Below are 14,110 nucleotides of genomic sequence, written 5' to 3' on the forward strand. Positions count from 1 at the left end.
CACGCGGAAAGTGGCTTTTTTATATGGAAAAACAGGAGGAGAGAAACATGACGTTTTCAACTGAATGTAAAGAAGCAGCAGCAACATGGTGGAATGGAAGCTTCACACACCCATTTGTCAAAGGGATTGGAGATGGCACGCTTTCACTCGATCGTTTCACGTATTATGTGATGCAGGATTCATATTATTTAACTCATTTTGCAAAGGTGCAAGCATATGGCGCAGCGATTAGTGAGGACTTACATACGACGGGCAGAATGGCGTATCATGCGCAGGGTACGTATGAAGCAGAGCTGTCGCTGCATAGAAAGTTCACAGAGCTTTTGCAGATTTCAGATGAAGCCATCGAGAACTTTAAGCCTTCTCCGACTGCTTATGCGTATACCTCTCATATGTACCGATCTGTGAAAAGCGGGCGATTTGAAGAGATTTTAGCCGCATTATTGCCGTGCTACTGGCTATATTATGAGGTGGGTGAAAAGCTGAAACAAACAACACCTGACCATCCGATTTATCAGGAATGGATTTTGACATATGGAGGGGATTGGTTTAAGGAGCTCGTCTTTGAACAGGTCAACCGCTTTGATGAACTAGCCGAAAAAGCGTCAGAACAAGTACGGGCCAATATGAAAGAAAATTTTGTGATTTCAAGCTATTACGAGTACCATTTCTGGGAAATGGCGTATCAAAAAGAAACATGGCAAACAGCATGCTTAGATGGGGTTGGTGCAAATGGAACTCCACGCAGTGACAAATGATTCGCTTCCTGTGGATGAACTGATCAAACAAATAAAAGCCATCGCACCTGAAGTGGATTTTATTCATATCCGGGAACGGTCTAAAACAGCAAGTGAGCTTGTTGATCTCGTGAAAAGACTCTTTTTAGAAGGTGTACCGAAAGAGAAGCTCATCATCAACGACAGAGTAGACGTTGCACTGCTCACCAATATTCACCGGGTACATCTCCCAGGCCATAGCTTTTCGCCAAAAGAGCTGCGGCAAAAATTCCCTCACCTTCATGCGGGTGTCTCTGTTCATTCGATAGAAGAAGCGAAAGCAGCGGAGAAAAATGGAGCAGAGTATGTCATGTTTGGGCACGTATATGACACCACTTGTAAACCAGGACTTCAGGCAAGAGGCGTACAGCTTGTGAAAGAACTGACATCTTCACTGTCTATTCCAGTGGTGGCGATCGGTGGATTGACACCTGACCGCATTCCAGAATTGAAACACGCGAATGTGAAAGGGATTGCTGTCATGTCTGGGATTTTTACTCATCATCAGCCGCGCATGATGGCACAAGCATTTTCTAAACAGGTAAAGGGGCATCCTTATGAAGAAGCATTATGACGTTGCAATCATTGGTGGTGGAATCATAGGAATGTCCATTGCCTATCACCTTGCAAAAGCAGGAAAGCAGGTCGTCTTACTTGAGGCGAATGAGGTAGGGAAGCAAACGACAAGTGCGGCTGCTGGGATGCTCGGTGCACATGCTGAAGGAGAGGGGCATGAGAATATTTTTTTCCAAGCAGGCAGAGCAAGCCAGGCATTGTACGAGAAGTTAAAAGTCGATCTACAGCATGAATCTGGCATTGATATTCGGACATCAGCGGGCGGTATCATGAAGGTAGCCTTTACAGAAGAAGAGAAACAAGCACTTTGCCGGATGCAGTATTTGTCTACATTTGATTGGCTGGACGCAAGCAGCGTAAAAAAATGCATGCCTCAAATGGCAGATAACATCTTAGGAGCAGGTTTGATTAAAGAGGATGTTCATGTCGAACCTTATGCGGTATGCCGGGCATTTTGGCAAGCGGCGGTAAGGTTCGGGGCAGATGTGAAAGAATGTACACCCGTGATCGAAGTGAAGCGGGAGAAAGAAGCGTTAGCGATTAGAACAACGAAGGGAACATTCACATGTGATGATCTGACTGTAGCGAGTGGTGTATGGTCTGGCCGTTTTTTTGAAGAGCTTGGATTAACTCATTCTCTTTATCCAGTAAAAGGGGAGTGTGTGTCTGTATGGAATAATGGTCCAGCACTCGCGCACACCATTTACCATGATCATTGTTATATCGTTCAACGAGATAGCGGCAAACTGGTCGTTGGTGCAACGATGAAGCCAAACGAATGGCAGGCTGTTCCAACGCTTGGCGGCATCGAAGCTGTGATTCAAAAGGCGTCTCAGCTTATGCCTTCGATCAAGGAGATGCCGATTGATCAGTGCTGGGCTGGTCTTCGCCCGGCGACAAGCGACCGGCATCCCTACATTGGAAGACACCCAGAAGATCAGCGTATTCTTTTTGCTGCAGGGCATTACAGAAATGGCATTTTACTTGCCCCGATTACTGGAGAGATCATTCGCGACCTGATATTGGGTGAACCGGTCAAAAAGGAATGGCTTCACGCGTTTCGTATTGGCCGAAAGGAGGCACTGTTTGTATGAAAATTCAATTGAATGGCAGAATCGTTGATTTCGATCAAGAGAATGGAACGATCTATGATCTGCTATCAGCCTATCAGCTTGAAAATAGAGTAGTGATCGTGGAAAAGAACCAAGAAATTATTGACAAAGAAGCGTTTCAACAAGTAAAAATTCAATCTAATGACACGATTGAAATCGTTCACTTTGTAGGAGGAGGATGACAACATGCTGCACATTGGCGGAAAAACATTCACATCAAGATTATTACTTGGTACAGGGAAGTATCCATCATTTGAAGTTCAAAAAGAAGCCGTGAACGTATCAGAAGCAGAAATTTTAACCTTTGCTGTGAGAAGAATGAACATTTTCGAAGCATCTCAGCCTAATTTTTTGGAGCAGCTTGATTTATCAAAATATACGCTGCTTCCGAATACAGCTGGTGCAAGTACTGCGGAAGAGGCAGTTCGTATTGCTCGTTTAGCGAAGGCTTCTGGACTGTGTGACATGATCAAGGTAGAAGTCATTGGCTGCTCAAGGTCTCTTCTGCCAGATCCAGTCGAAACGTTAAAAGCATCTGAAAGGCTATTGGAAGAAGGGTTTATCGTGCTGCCATATACATCTGATGATGTGGTACTGGCGAGAAAATTAGAAGAGCTCGGTGTCCATGCCATCATGCCGGGTGCTTCTCCGATTGGTTCAGGGCAAGGCTTACTAAACCCTCTGAATCTCTCATTTATTATTGAGCAGGCGAAGGTGCCGGTGATTATTGATGCTGGTGTAGGCTCTCCAAAGGATGCAGCTTATGCGATGGAGCTAGGGGCTGACGCTGTATTACTGAACACAGCTGTGTCTGGTGCAAAGGACCCTGTGAAAATGGCAAAAGCCATGAAGCTGGCGATTGAATCAGGAAGACTAGGCTTCGAGGCAGGACGGATTCCTTTGAAAAACTATGGGACAGCAAGCAGTCCGCAGGAAGGAATGCCGGCATTTTGAGCACACGTTATTCGCGCCAAGAGCTCTTTCAGCCAATCGGCACAGAGGGGCAAAAGCGGTTAAAAGACTCAAAGGCTGTCATTATTGGTGCAGGGGCACTTGGAACAGCCAGTGCTGAAATGCTCGTTCGTGCTGGCGTTGGATCTGTCACCATTTTGGATCGAGATTATATTGAATGGAGCAACCTTCAGCGACAGCAGCTTTACACGGAGCAAGATGTGCATGATCGGCTGCCAAAGGCTGTGGCGGCTGAAAAAAGACTCAAGCAGGTGAACAGTGACGTACATGTCAAAGGAATTGTCATCGATGTGACCGCTCAACATATTGATGAACTTGTCAGCGGGGCTTCGATTATCGTGGATGCAGCGGATAATTTTGAGGTGAGGATGATTGCAAATGATGCTGCTGTCAAACATCAAATTCCGTTCCTTTACGGAGCCTGTGTAGCCAGCTATGGTATTCAATTCACTGTGATTCCTGGTGAGACGCCATGTTTACACTGCCTGCTTGAACATTTACCCGCACAAGGCATGACCTGTGATACAGCCGGTATCATTAGTCCAGTGGTGCAGCAGGTGGCGGCATATCAAGTGGCAGATGCCCTTAAATATTTAACAGGCCATCAAGTGACGCCAATTTTAAGATCCTTTGATTTATGGACCAATGAACGATCTGACATCCGATCAGCCAGTTCCTTAAAGAAGAAGCAATGTCCAAGCTGTGGGCTGAAGACATATCCTTTTCTCTCCTATGACAAGAGAGCGAAGGCAGATGTACTATGCGGCCGCAATACGGTACAAATCCGCAGTGCTGCTGAAATCCCGCCGCCATTACACGAAGTGGCTATTCGCTTAAAGAAAGCAGGAATGGATGTGCTTGAAAATCCGTATTTACTTTCTTGTCAAAAGGATGAATATAAGCTTGTTTTATTTAAAGATGGCAGAGCACTTGTACATGGTACAAATGATATGGCCAAAGCAAGAACCATTTATCATCAATGGATTGGCTAATGAGAGGTGTGATGAAATGACGATCAAAAAAGCATTCACAATCGCGGGTTCTGATCCGGGCGGTGGAGCAGGCATTCAAGCTGATTTGAAAACCTTTCAGGAGCTCGGTGTGTACGGAATGTCTGCGATCACAGCGATTACAGCACAAAACACACTTGGCGTTCACGGTATATACCCTCTTTCAATCGAGGCGTTAAAAAGTCAAATAGATGCAGTCGCAGAAGACTTGCTGCCAGATGCCGTCAAAACAGGAATGCTGTGGAGTGCCGAAATGATCAATACGGTTGCTGAAAAAACGGTTCAATATGAGATGAAGCTGATTGTCGATCCAGTCATGATCGCAAAGGGAGGGGCCTCTTTATTAAATGAAGATGCGGTCTCTGCGTTGAAAACACACTTGCTGCCTGTCAGCTATGCCGTAACGCCGAATCTTCCTGAGGCAGAAGTGCTGACAGGCATGCGCATTCAGACAAAAGAGGATCGCTATCTAGCAGCGGAACGTCTATATGAGCTTGGTACGAAACATGTCGTGATCAAAGGGGGACACGGCCCCTCTGGCGGTATGATAACAGACCTGTTGTATGATGGAAAAGGCTTTATAGAAGTCACAAACGAACATATTGATACCCCGCATACACATGGCACAGGCTGCACGTTTGCAGCGGCATTAACAGCTGAAATTGCGAAAGGGTACTCCATGAGAGAGGCCTTTGAAACAGCAGAAACCTTTGTCCATGAAGCCATCAAATTCCCTTTGAATATTGGAGCTGGACATGGACCTACCAACCATTTTGCTTATCAGCAAAACAGGCTCAAACGATAAGAGAATCGAACCGTCTTCACTTGCGAGGGCGGTTTTTTGATGAAAAAGAAACTTTCTTTCAGCGGAAATTGTCATTCTCTCATGATCTGTGATAATATTATGATCAGGTACTAATACTATGTCTTGAAAAAATAGGAGGCTTTATTACATATGAACTTTTCTTTAGAAGGCCGTAATATCGTGGTGATGGGTGTTGCCAATAAACGAAGCATCGCTTGGGGAATTGCCCGCTCACTTCACGAAGCTGGAGCTCGTTTGATTTTTACTTATGTTGGAGATCGTCTTGCTGAATCTGTAAAAGAACTTGCAAGCACACTTGAGCGTGATGATTCAATCATTCTTCCATGTGACGTGACAAGTGACGAAGAAATCGAAAAATGTTTCGCTACAATTAAAGAAAAAGTACAAGTCATTCATGGCGTTGCGCATGCGATTGCATTTGCAAACAAGGAAGAACTTGTCGGTGAATACTTAAACACGAACCGTGAAGGTTTCCTTTTGGCGCACAACATTAGTGCATACTCATTAACAGCTGTAGCAAAAGCAGCACGTCCATTGATGACAGAAGGTGGAAGCATTGTCACGCTTACATACTTAGGCGGAGAGCGTGTGGTATCTAACTACAACGTAATGGGTGTAGCGAAAGCAGCACTTGAAGCAAGTGTGAAATATTTAGCAGCTGATTTAGGCGCAGAAGGTATCCGTGTGAACAGTATTTCTGCTGGTCCAATTCGTACGCTGTCTGCAAAAGGCATCAGCGGCTTTAATACAATCCTGAAGGATATTGAAGAGCGTGCACCGCTTCGCCGTACAACGACTCCTGAAGAAGTTGGCGATACAGCTCTATTCTTATTCAGTGATCTATCACGCGGCATGACAGGTGAGAATCTGCATGTTGATTCTGGCTTCCATATCATTGCCCGCTAAACGAATCATTGAATTGCAGCATACCAAAGATGGGTATGCTGTTTTTTTATTTTTCTTCTGATTTGAGACATCCGCTCATATATATAAGGAATGAATCATTCGGGAGGGATTAGTATGTCAAATAAAGGTGATGAGAACCAGAAGCCGCTTATGTATATTGTTCAGCCGAGCTATGATGAATCAATGCCGGCCATGCAAAATATCGTGAGAAAGCGAAAGAAATCAGAAAAACCGCAAGAAAGTCATCAGAGTGCAAAAGACGTGATCGAAGAAAGTACGCACGAGGAACCCGTGGCTCAAGAAATAGAGAAGAAAAAAGAAGTCGGGCCGCCTGAACTTCAGCAAGAACAAGACATCACACAAGAAGCAGAACTTGCACAAGAACAAGACATCACACAAGAAGCAGAATTTACACAAGAACAAGACATCACGCAAGAAGCAGAGCTTACACAAGAACAAGACATCACACAAGAACCAGAGCTTACACAAGAACAAGACATCACACAAGAACCAGAACTTATACAAGAACGAAAACCCCAGCGAGAAGAGGAAAAGCCGCCAGAAGGTGTATTTCATGAAACAAAAGAAGAACCTAGAAGAAAACGAGTGAAAAAGCCTTTAAGTCAGATGAGTATTGACGAAAAAGTCGATTTTCTCACAAGCCTGCCTCATAATATGCCAAGAGCCCTTTGCCTGATTGAAGCTGATGGTAAAACATATAGAGGAATTATCATGGATCGAAAAGAAGATCTAGTGGTCATTCGAACAGCGGGCGGGGGAAATCCAGTTGAATTAGCAATAGATGAAATTTCCTCGATTCATCCGCTTGGCTTTTAACGAATAAAAAAAGTCCCATAGAGGGACTTTTTTTGTTAGCAGTTACGGTTGATGAGTCGTGGATTTAAGCACTCGATTGCGCAGAAGCAGTCAAGATCTACTTCAATGCAATACTTCGATTTTTCTAATCGGAACACATCACATAAGGAATCTTTATCTGTAAAATCTAAAATATGACGGTCTTTGTCAAATGCAATAAGCAAGCTGAGTGTTGCGCAGTGATCACAGATGTGTTCGACTCTGAAAAATGCAGTGCTGAAGCAAGGACCTGCATCTACTTCTCCGACGTTTCCGAATGCGACGAATGGTTTTGATTTGGATGTAAAGAGAACAAACGGGACAGTGTCACCTAATGAATGGGATGTAGAAAGGAGATTGCTGTAACAGCTGGTCGGGCAATCTTCTTCGACGGCACTTTGTAAGTCGTTAATATTTTCAACAGCCTCTGCTACACAGCTCCATGAATGTTTGCGGCTCATATTCAACCCTCCTATACTAGGAAATTTGTTTGAGTGTTTGAGCACTGTCATCATCTACAAGCTTTTTTGTTTTGCCAGTTGATACATCTACTTTCAATCAATGCGGAAGCGGCAGCTCTTATGCTGACTGCTCCGCATGATTGGCTGTCATTCGTAAGGAAGGGGATGCTTTGACTCATGACAAGTTAGGTCAACGGACGATTGGTTTAGCCGTGGTGATGATGCTTTTTATCTTTCGATGGCATGACTCTGTCGACAAGCTCTGGGTTTAAACATTGGATCGCGCAGAAGCAGTTTAGATCAACCTCAATACAAAAGTCCGTTTTTTCTAGACCAAAGAAGTCAGGGTCACAAGGGTGACACACGCTTAGCGTATGTCCGTGTACATCAACAGGTCTTAATACAGATAACGTAGCACAGCAGTCGTGTAATTTTTCAACCCGGAAGAAAATGGATTCGAAGCATTGGCAATCGTCAACAAATCCTCCAATGTTTCCGAAAGTAGAAAACAATCCGCCCTTTTTATCAAAAATTAAAAACGGAATTGTATCTTTTCCAGAAACTGTCGGGCTTAATAAATTACTGTAGCAGCTCGTAGGACATTTATCTTCTACAGCTTCCTGCTCTGCTAAAATCTTTTCAACCGCATCGCATACACAGTTTTCATCATGTCGGCCATGGTGTTTTCCGCAGCTCATGGATTTCAGCTCCTTTAACAAGGTATTTGACTTTAGTCCTTAACAACATATGTATGCGCCCTCTAGTTGGTGTGGGTAAATGACTATTTATATTTGTTGTATTTTTATAAAAGGAAAAGCAGAGCTTTTCGCTCTGCTTTTGGACATTAGAGGATACCAATTGCAACGATTGTCGCAACAAGTGTTTGAGTAAGTGTTTGAATCGCGATCGAGATATCCGCATCGATTGTCGATACTGTAACGTTTCTTGAATTTTCGATGACAAGTTTCTGGCGGTTTGTTTGTTTGTGAGTAGCGGCTTGTAAAAGATCTTGTGTGACGCGGTCAGCCAGATCACCGTCTGCGATTGAGATATTTGTAATGGTGATGATCGCTGTTTGAACAGCTACTTGGATAGATGCTGCAACCTGTGCATCAACAGAAGAGACGTTAATGTCACAAGAGTCTCTGACGATAATGACTTCCTCAGATGTCTGCTTTGTGAAGCTTACTTGATCAAATTCTTGTAAGACATCTTCATCATCATAATAGTGGCCATCACAAACTGCTTTTCTTTCATAGTTGTAATCGCCGTGGTGTCCGTGGTGTCCGTGGTGTCCGTGGTGTGTACAGTTACGATCTAGAGCGACCCAAGAATATGGTTTAGAATCCATTTCTATTCCTCCTTCCGTTTACTTTATTAAATGCTGGAATGCGTGGTTTTGTCTCGGGCATTTACCCTAGCAGGCAACCCATTTTTATTTAATCGTTATTACGCTGCGCATCACGGCGCTGCTGAATACGATCTCGAAGTGAATTTCGTTTTGGACGTACTTTTGGTTCAGGCTGTACTTCTTCCGGATGTTTTGCTGCCTCAGCCTGCCTTTTTTTCTCCTGCTGCTGTTCTACGAAATCATTTGCTTTCTTTTGCAAGTCCTCCACTAATTTCAAAATCATTCTTCTTTGATCATCTGAGATATTTGCTTTCTGATCATCTGTGATATTGTTTTTGTTTAACACATCACTTACAAGAAGACTCGTTAATGGATCAACATCAGTATTGATTTGAAACTCCTTTTTTTCGTTCTCTTCAGCCACGATGATTTCACCTCTTTCATACGTCATGTTAGAAAAGAAAGGGTCAAAGAATGCCGGCTTCAACTAAGAGTACATTCAATGTTTGAGTGAGAATTTGGACGGAGTTCATAATGGATGCATCTGATAATGTAATCGTAATGTTATAGCAGTTGATGATTTGAATCACAGTTTTCTTTTGGACTGTCACTTGTTGTGTGGATAAAAGCTGATCTGTGATGTCTGCAGCCAATTCATCGTCTGGTACAAGAAGTTGAATTAAAAGAGTAATGATTGTCGTTACGGTCGCTTGAAGGGAGAGTGCAGCTGTTACATCTGTTTTATGAATTGTGACATTTTCGGAATCTTTGATCTCAATGAAATCATCATAATTGCTGATTAATTCGTTTAACAGTTGTGTGTATAATAAATCAGCACTTTCTTCAATAGACAATACTTTCACTCCTTTCTTATCTATACATTATTTAATGCAGCAGAGGCTCAAGGTGGAATCGGAAAGCGTGAAAAAGTACAACCCAATTTTATTTCCGCTCGATTCATCATGGCGGTCTTTCTTTTTGCATATATAAAGAAAGGACGCAAAAAAGAAGAAAAAAGGAGGTGGAGGCTCCTGAGTGGTGCTTTGTCATTTGTCGTGTTTGCCCTCGCATCCTTTAGACTGACGAGGCTGATTGTGTTTGATACCATTACTGCTCCTTTCCGCCGTTTATTTCATGAAGAACAGGAAGAGGTCAATGAACAAGGTGAAGTGGAGACATATATCATCATTAAAGGTAAAGGGCTGCGGTCTTGGGTAGGAGAGCTGTTAAGCTGTTATTGGTGTACTGGCATGTGGTGCACTGCTGCTTTACTTCTGATATACATACTATTTCCTGTCATCAGCATGTGGCTTAATTTACTATTAGCAATTGCCGCGGCAGCAGGCATTATTGAAGCGATCGTCTCAAAGCTGGTGAAATAAACAGGCATACTGATCAGACACGCTTTCAAAAAATGCATATACTATCATGGAATAGGAAAGGAAGGGTTGCGATGAAACCAACTGAAACACCGTCACATATGCTTCAAGGTTATCCAGCGCAGTCAAATCAACAATCTGTTTATACGAAGAAAATCAAAAAAGCAGATTGCGGCTGTGGAAAGAAAAAGAAACCTCAATAGAACAAAAAACAAAAGCCGGATTTATCCGGTTTTTTTGTTGCCCTTTTTTTGAGTGATGCATATGTAAGAGAGAAGGGGTGACCAGAATGGATGCATTCGAACAATTAATCGGCTCCTTGTTCACTAAACCTCATGATGGAAAAGAACAAGCGCACGAAAAGGGTGAAATGGATCTAGCGGATAAAGCGAATGATCTTGAGCAGCACTTAAAGGTATTTGGCGAGAAGATGGATGCTTTTGCGAAAGAAACAGAAGCATTCATGATGCGTCATGGAGAGGCAGATTACGTCTTTAAACAGCAGAAATAAAAATTCCGCACTTTTTTATGTGATCGTCCAAACCATTTGTAGTATTTTTCATATTTTGTAAGGGAGAAGAGGAGGTGCTTATATATGAGTTGTTACGGTTACGGTGGCGGTTCTTGCGGCGGCTACGGCGGAGGTTATGGCGGCGGATATGGATCAACATTTGTTCTTGTCGTCGTGTTGTTCATCCTTCTAATCATCGTTGGTGCTTCTTTCTTTAACTAAACAGTAAGAAGGTGAGGGAAGCAATGGGGGAGCCTTTTGCTTTCCTTTCTCTTTGGGCAAACAAGGCTTTAGGATAGGCACATATCTCGCCTATTTTCATATAGTAAGGTGATTACTCCACAAAGAGGAGGCAAATGAATGGATAATAAATTCTTTAAAAGCGTTGAAAATAAAACGGGTGTGAATATGAATGATGTTTTTAAGCTTGCAGGTTCTTTGCAAAATGCCAACTTTAAAGATGAAGCAACGGTTCGAGGCGTCATTAAAAAAGTAGCGCAGCTTGCGAATAAGCGTGTACCTAAAGAAATGGAAGACAAAATCGTTCAATCGATTACAAGTGGAAAAGAAAAGCTTGATTTCAATACAATCGCTAAAATGATGAACAACAAAAAATAAACAACAGGCTCTCCGCTTAAAGGGGGGCCTGTTGTTTTTCTGTGAATAATTCTCGGTTTTTCTTTAGTAGGGGATACAAAAAGCGCGAGCGATGAGCGGTTTTTCCTCGCCTAAATGATGGAACAGATAGATAAAGAGATTGTTCAGCTCTTGTCATGGCCACGTATAATAAACGGCGTTCTTCTTCTAGGGCTTCTTCATCACCGTTTCTTAGTTCATCGAGTGAGAAATCATGAGGCAGTGCTCCGTCGACCACGCAAGTGATGTACACCGTTTGGAATTCAAGTCCCTTTGCGCGGTGAATCGTCATGAGCTGAACACCCGTTTCGTCTGTTTTTTCCTTTTCGGCAGATTTCATATGTTCGGCATGTGCGAGAAAGGCTTCAATCGTTTCAAAGCGTTTGGCGGCGGTTTTTACATCTCGTACATCATCCGCCCCTTTTTCAAGCACATTCGTATCGTTCACTCGTTTTTTTAAGTAATCACCAAGTCCCATCTTTTGTTCAATAAACGTCACAGCGTCAGACGGCTTTAACGTTCGTAACGTGCGGAACAGAGGAACAATGGATTGCAGCTTTTTCCGTTGAAACGGCTGAATATCTGTTAGTTTTCCGAGTGCGTCTACCATTGAACAATCTTCCGTGATGGTCAGTGCCTTCATCGTGTTCAAGGACTGCTGCTTTAAAAAGAAAACCGGAAGCAGCTGTTTCATAGCAGCCACATCATCGGCATCCTGACTTAAAGAGAGAAAGGCGAGAAGAACCCGAACAATTCGTCTGCTGTAGAAGGCTTTGACACCAGCCTCCGTCTCATACGGAATCGCGGATTGATGCAGACGCTCATAAATCGCGCGGCCTCCTGTATTGGTGCGAAAGAGTACGCAGATATCATTCGGCTTTGCGCCGTTTTTAATTTTCTCCTGAATATCTGCCACGATCATGGTCGCTTCCTCTTCCTCGTCATATGGATAAAAGAGCGTAGGCGGGATTGTCTCCGCACGGACGGCTTTTAACGTTTTTTCATAACGATGTTGATTTTTCTTAATAATGGCATCCGCACTTGCGACAATCGTATGATGCGACCGGTAATTCGCATGTAAATGGACGATTTGAGCCGAAGGATAGTCCCGTTTAAATTCAAGAATGAAAGCAGGATGGCTGCCCCTAAAGGCATAAATGGCTTGATCATCATCACCTACACAAAATAGCTGCTCAGATTCTCCAGCTAAAAGCTGAATCAATTGATATTGAACTGGATTAATATCCTGAAATTCATCCACTAAAATATACTTGAACCGTTCTTGATATCGTTTCAGCAGTTCAGGCTGTTCTGTCAGCATGTGCAAGCAGGCGATTGCCATGTCATCAAAGTCAAATTGCTGATTGTCTCGTTTTTGCTGTTCATAAGATTGATAGATCGTCCACATGTGTTTTTCCTTTTCATCCTTCAAAACAGGAAGCTCGCCTGGTAAAAAAGCATTTTTCCAAAAGCCGATCGATTGCAGTACTTGATCGGTAGGGTAGTCTTTTTCATCAAGTCCTTCATTTATGATGGCTTTCCGAATGTACTGTTCCTTCTGCCAGTCAAACTTGATCAGGTGCTGGCCGTTCCATTTGCTTGCATCGTCATGAAGCAGCATTTTATAAAAAAGACTGTGGAAGGTGCCTGTCACCACTTGACTTGCTTGTGATGGGTGAAGCTGGTATTGCTTGCGCAGTCTTTCTTTCATTTCACTGCTAGCTTTTGTGGTGAAAGTCACGAGTAAGATATGGTGAGCAGGAATATGATGATGTGACATGAGATATGCCGCTCTAGCTGTCAAGACTCTTGTTTTTCCGCTGCCAGCGCCAGCCAGCACCAGCATTGGACCTTCTTTATGTGTGACAGCTTGAAGCTGCGGTGTGCTAAAGGTAATATGCGGAAAGAGCTCGATGGTATGTGCTTGTTCATTCTCTTCTAAATGTAACGCATCGCTAAATTGAATCGACCTTGGTTCCTGCCAGTCATATGATTCATTCGTTTGCGAGATGATCTGTTTACCTGTTGGAAAACGGAAGCCCCCAAGTTCTTTATAGGAAGCACTTTCCTCTTGCTCTGCATTTTTTTTCTGATCTTCTTGTTCTTCTGCTTGTTCACACATCTCTTGCTGCGTCATATGTTTATGAATAAAGGCAGGTTCTTCATGTATATTTAATCTGAAAAAGACTGGTTGTCCGCAATATGGGCAGGATAAGTGCCCTTTTTTTCCCTCGTCATGGAGGAATTGATAATGTTCTCTCGAATACGTATGTAATGAGATCGTTCGATCATGTCGTCGTGCGCATTTCAAAGCTAGTCCTCCAATAGTTAATCAATCTTAAAAAGAAACACATCTAATCATATCAAATGAGACGTGTTTCAAACAGTCATAATTAGGGAATAGTAGAGTAGAAGAGAAGCAAAGGAGGCGTTCTTGATGGGATATATAGCCCCGATTCAGCCGGATCTGTATTTTCAATATATCAATCGTCCTGCTCCTCAGGATAAAGAAGACTACGCGAAAGTAACAAAGGTTACTCGCACCTTTCATGACAAGGTATACAGAGAGCTGGAGAAAAAAGAGGACTTAGTGACAGAAGCAGAAACGAAAGTACAGCAAAAAAAGCGGGAACGTTTTGTACGAGATATGTTTATGGAAGAAGGCAAAGGCGTTCATATTAATGCGTATATATAAATGATTACGCTTTCTTCCCTTGACGAACGATGATAAAGAAAAGC

At 43.1% G+C, this 14,110-nt stretch carries 21 protein-coding genes; 15 read left to right on the forward strand and 6 right to left on the reverse strand.

Annotated elements, in window-relative coordinates; all coding sequences use genetic code 11:
* Window positions 1–47: 47 nt before the first annotated feature.
* The 9 genes from tenA to C6344_RS01425 all read left to right on the forward strand — a co-directional run bounded on the left by tenA (window position 48) and on the right by C6344_RS01425 (window position 7,015).
* A complete protein-coding gene (gene tenA, locus C6344_RS01385) occupies window positions 48–758 on the forward strand; it encodes a thiaminase II (RefSeq protein ID WP_066031032.1) in 711 nt (236 codons plus the stop codon).
* Entirely contained in the window at window positions 733–1,350 is a 618-nt protein-coding gene (tenI, locus tag C6344_RS01390) for a thiazole tautomerase TenI (RefSeq protein WP_060596016.1), read from the forward strand. The genes tenA and tenI overlap by 26 nt, the downstream gene beginning before the upstream one ends.
* Complete coding sequence (gene thiO, locus C6344_RS01395; protein WP_060596017.1) at window positions 1,334–2,446, forward strand: glycine oxidase ThiO; 1,113 nt, start codon at window positions 1,334–1,336, stop codon at window positions 2,444–2,446. The genes tenI and thiO overlap by 17 nt, the downstream gene beginning before the upstream one ends.
* Window positions 2,443–2,646, forward strand: a complete 204-nt coding sequence (gene thiS, locus C6344_RS01400; protein WP_034663206.1) for a sulfur carrier protein ThiS — start codon at window positions 2,443–2,445, stop codon at window positions 2,644–2,646. Before thiO ends, thiS begins: the two co-directional genes overlap by 4 nt.
* A gap of 4 nt (window positions 2,647–2,650) precedes the next feature.
* Entirely contained in the window at window positions 2,651–3,418 is a 768-nt protein-coding gene (locus tag C6344_RS01405; RefSeq protein WP_066031031.1) for a thiazole synthase, read from the forward strand.
* Window positions 3,415–4,428: a thiazole biosynthesis adenylyltransferase ThiF gene (locus tag C6344_RS01410; protein ID WP_034663202.1), complete on the forward strand. Its 1,014-nt coding sequence runs from the start codon at window positions 3,415–3,417 to the stop codon at window positions 4,426–4,428. The genes C6344_RS01405 and C6344_RS01410 overlap by 4 nt, the downstream gene beginning before the upstream one ends.
* 16 nt (window positions 4,429–4,444) lie before the next feature.
* Complete coding sequence (gene thiD / locus C6344_RS01415; protein WP_106071564.1) at window positions 4,445–5,251, forward strand: bifunctional hydroxymethylpyrimidine kinase/phosphomethylpyrimidine kinase; 807 nt, start codon at window positions 4,445–4,447, stop codon at window positions 5,249–5,251.
* A gap of 150 nt (window positions 5,252–5,401) precedes the next feature.
* Window positions 5,402–6,178, forward strand: coding sequence for an enoyl-ACP reductase FabI (gene fabI, locus C6344_RS01420; RefSeq protein ID WP_003211867.1), 777 nt, complete (start codon window positions 5,402–5,404; stop codon window positions 6,176–6,178).
* A gap of 114 nt (window positions 6,179–6,292) precedes the next feature.
* A complete protein-coding gene (locus C6344_RS01425) occupies window positions 6,293–7,015 on the forward strand; it encodes a CotO family spore coat protein (RefSeq protein WP_106071563.1) in 723 nt (240 codons plus the stop codon).
* 35 nt (window positions 7,016–7,050) lie between these two features.
* Here C6344_RS01425 and C6344_RS01430 read toward each other — a convergent pair whose 3' ends face one another.
* The 5 genes from C6344_RS01430 to C6344_RS01450 all read right to left on the reverse strand — a co-directional run bounded on the left by C6344_RS01430 (window position 7,051) and on the right by C6344_RS01450 (window position 9,699).
* Complete coding sequence (locus C6344_RS01430) at window positions 7,051–7,494, reverse strand: CotY/CotZ family spore coat protein (protein WP_034663193.1); 444 nt, start codon at window positions 7,492–7,494, stop codon at window positions 7,051–7,053.
* A gap of 206 nt (window positions 7,495–7,700) precedes the next feature.
* Complete coding sequence (locus C6344_RS01435; protein ID WP_060596022.1) at window positions 7,701–8,192, reverse strand: CotY/CotZ family spore coat protein; 492 nt, start codon at window positions 8,190–8,192, stop codon at window positions 7,701–7,703.
* 146 nt (window positions 8,193–8,338) lie between these two features.
* Window positions 8,339–8,845, reverse strand: a complete 507-nt coding sequence (locus tag C6344_RS01440) for a spore coat protein (RefSeq protein WP_066031028.1) — start codon at window positions 8,843–8,845, stop codon at window positions 8,339–8,341.
* An 88-nt stretch (window positions 8,846–8,933) separates the two neighbouring features.
* Window positions 8,934–9,269: a spore coat protein gene (locus C6344_RS01445; RefSeq protein ID WP_066031768.1), complete on the reverse strand. Its 336-nt coding sequence runs from the start codon at window positions 9,267–9,269 to the stop codon at window positions 8,934–8,936.
* 43 nt (window positions 9,270–9,312) lie between these two features.
* Window positions 9,313–9,699, reverse strand: coding sequence for a spore coat protein (locus tag C6344_RS01450; RefSeq protein WP_034663185.1), 387 nt, complete (start codon window positions 9,697–9,699; stop codon window positions 9,313–9,315).
* 177 nt (window positions 9,700–9,876) lie between these two features.
* Here C6344_RS01450 and C6344_RS01455 point away from each other — a divergent pair, with 177 nt between their 5' ends.
* The 5 genes from C6344_RS01455 to spoVIF all read left to right on the forward strand — a co-directional run bounded on the left by C6344_RS01455 (window position 9,877) and on the right by spoVIF (window position 11,353).
* A complete protein-coding gene (locus tag C6344_RS01455; protein WP_034620057.1) occupies window positions 9,877–10,227 on the forward strand; it encodes a DUF1360 domain-containing protein in 351 nt (116 codons plus the stop codon).
* A 71-nt stretch (window positions 10,228–10,298) separates the two neighbouring features.
* A complete protein-coding gene (locus C6344_RS19080) occupies window positions 10,299–10,427 on the forward strand; it encodes a hypothetical protein (RefSeq protein ID WP_258182060.1) in 129 nt (42 codons plus the stop codon).
* 86 nt (window positions 10,428–10,513) lie between these two features.
* Window positions 10,514–10,735: a hypothetical protein gene (locus tag C6344_RS01460; protein ID WP_060596024.1), complete on the forward strand. Its 222-nt coding sequence runs from the start codon at window positions 10,514–10,516 to the stop codon at window positions 10,733–10,735.
* Between the two features lie 84 nt (window positions 10,736–10,819).
* Window positions 10,820–10,957, forward strand: a complete 138-nt coding sequence (locus C6344_RS01465; RefSeq protein ID WP_003212017.1) for a YjcZ family sporulation protein — start codon at window positions 10,820–10,822, stop codon at window positions 10,955–10,957.
* Window positions 10,958–11,095: 138 nt separating this feature from the next.
* On the forward strand, window positions 11,096–11,353 hold the full coding sequence (gene spoVIF, locus C6344_RS01470; protein ID WP_003212292.1) for a sporulation-specific transcription regulator SpoVIF: 258 nt from the start codon (window positions 11,096–11,098) through the stop codon (window positions 11,351–11,353).
* Window positions 11,354–11,369: 16 nt separating this feature from the next.
* Here spoVIF and C6344_RS01475 read toward each other — a convergent pair whose 3' ends face one another.
* Window positions 11,370–13,682 carry a UvrD-helicase domain-containing protein gene (locus tag C6344_RS01475; RefSeq protein WP_106072666.1) on the reverse strand — a complete coding sequence of 771 codons (2,313 nt, stop codon included), beginning with the start codon at window positions 13,680–13,682 and terminating at the stop codon, window positions 11,370–11,372.
* A gap of 126 nt (window positions 13,683–13,808) precedes the next feature.
* Between C6344_RS01475 and C6344_RS01480 the strand changes: the two genes are divergently transcribed.
* Entirely contained in the window at window positions 13,809–14,066 is a 258-nt protein-coding gene (locus tag C6344_RS01480) for a hypothetical protein (protein WP_034663177.1), read from the forward strand.
* Window positions 14,067–14,110: the final 44 nt, after the last annotated feature.

Origin of the sequence: Bacillus sp. GBSW19, from assembly GCF_002998655.1 — a bacterium.
Classification (GTDB): Bacteria; Bacillota; Bacilli; order Bacillales; family Bacillaceae; genus Bacillus.

Coding starts and splice junctions, on each gene's coding strand:
- tenA (WP_066031032.1), top strand. CDS start 48: ATGACGTTTTCAACTGAATGTAAAGAAGCAGCAGCAACATGGTGGAAT.
- tenI (WP_060596016.1), top strand. CDS start 733: ATGGAACTCCACGCAGTGACAAATGATTCGCTTCCTGTGGATGAACTG.
- thiO (WP_060596017.1), top strand. CDS start 1,334: ATGAAGAAGCATTATGACGTTGCAATCATTGGTGGTGGAATCATAGGA.
- thiS (WP_034663206.1), top strand. CDS start 2,443: ATGAAAATTCAATTGAATGGCAGAATCGTTGATTTCGATCAAGAGAAT.
- C6344_RS01405 (WP_066031031.1), top strand. CDS start 2,651: ATGCTGCACATTGGCGGAAAAACATTCACATCAAGATTATTACTTGGT.
- thiD (WP_106071564.1), top strand. CDS start 4,445: ATGACGATCAAAAAAGCATTCACAATCGCGGGTTCTGATCCGGGCGGT.
- fabI (WP_003211867.1), top strand. CDS start 5,402: ATGAACTTTTCTTTAGAAGGCCGTAATATCGTGGTGATGGGTGTTGCC.
- C6344_RS01425 (WP_106071563.1), top strand. CDS start 6,293: ATGTCAAATAAAGGTGATGAGAACCAGAAGCCGCTTATGTATATTGTT.
- C6344_RS01430 (WP_034663193.1), bottom strand. CDS start 7,494: ATGAGCCGCAAACATTCATGGAGCTGTGTAGCAGAGGCTGTTGAAAAT.
- C6344_RS01435 (WP_060596022.1), bottom strand. CDS start 8,192: ATGAGCTGCGGAAAACACCATGGCCGACATGATGAAAACTGTGTATGC.
- C6344_RS01440 (WP_066031028.1), bottom strand. CDS start 8,845: ATGGATTCTAAACCATATTCTTGGGTCGCTCTAGATCGTAACTGTACA.
- C6344_RS19080 (WP_258182060.1), top strand. CDS start 10,299: ATGAAACCAACTGAAACACCGTCACATATGCTTCAAGGTTATCCAGCG.
- C6344_RS01460 (WP_060596024.1), top strand. CDS start 10,514: ATGGATGCATTCGAACAATTAATCGGCTCCTTGTTCACTAAACCTCAT.
- C6344_RS01465 (WP_003212017.1), top strand. CDS start 10,820: ATGAGTTGTTACGGTTACGGTGGCGGTTCTTGCGGCGGCTACGGCGGA.
- spoVIF (WP_003212292.1), top strand. CDS start 11,096: ATGGATAATAAATTCTTTAAAAGCGTTGAAAATAAAACGGGTGTGAAT.
- C6344_RS01480 (WP_034663177.1), top strand. CDS start 13,809: ATGGGATATATAGCCCCGATTCAGCCGGATCTGTATTTTCAATATATC.